Annotated in this window: 1 protein-coding gene and 1 pseudogene; both read left to right on the top strand. The window is 69.3% G+C overall.

All coding sequences use genetic code 11. The annotated features are described in order from the left end of the window. Positions 1–190: 16S rRNA (cytosine(1402)-N(4))-methyltransferase (gene mraW, locus NS220_RS18700; protein WP_081323274.1), on the top strand; the 190-nt coding region annotated here is incomplete at its 5' end. Continuing rightward, a pseudogene (locus NS220_RS18695) lies at positions 187–600 on the top strand (hypothetical protein); the annotation flags it as partial. The gene mraW and the pseudogene NS220_RS18695, both read left to right, overlap by 4 nt.

Raw genomic sequence — 600 nt, 5'->3', positions numbered from 1 at the left:
GCTCGGAGATGTGTATAAAGAGACAGCCACCGCTCCCCGGGGGCTTCCGATCGAGCTTCCCGAGCACGCCCCGAAATTCCGCCTGCTCGTGCGCGGCGCCGAACTGGCGAGCGACGAAGAACGCGCGGCGAACCCGCGCGCCACCCCCGTGCGTCTGCGTGCGGCCGAGAGAATCAAGGAGGACGCATGAGCGCATCCCCGGCCATCGATCTCCGGGCTGTCCACGCCGACATCGAACCCGAGTTCCCCGCCCCCGTCCGCGAACCCCGACGGCTGCAGGCGGTCCCTGTCCCCGAACGGCGTCGTGTACCCCGCCGCGCCTTCGGCGTCATCGCGGTGGCGGGAGCGGTGCTCATCGCCCTCGTGCAGATGGGGCTCTCGATCCTGACCACGCAGAGCTCCTTCGAGATCTCGTCGCTCACGCAGCAGCAGCGAGACCTGACGTACCAGAAGCAGATCCTGTACGACGACGTCGCCGGCCTGAGCTCCCCGCAGTACCTCGCCGCCAACGCAGCCGCGCTGGGCATGGTCATCGACGAGTCGCCCACCTACCTCCGCCTCAGTGACGGGTCGGTGGTCGGGTCGGGCAAGCCCGCCGAG

This window comes from Microbacterium testaceum (assembly GCF_001476655.1).
In the GTDB taxonomy this organism is placed as follows: domain Bacteria; phylum Actinomycetota; class Actinomycetes; order Actinomycetales; family Microbacteriaceae; genus Microbacterium; species Microbacterium testaceum_C.
This window is presented reverse-complemented; position numbering and strand designations above follow the sequence as displayed.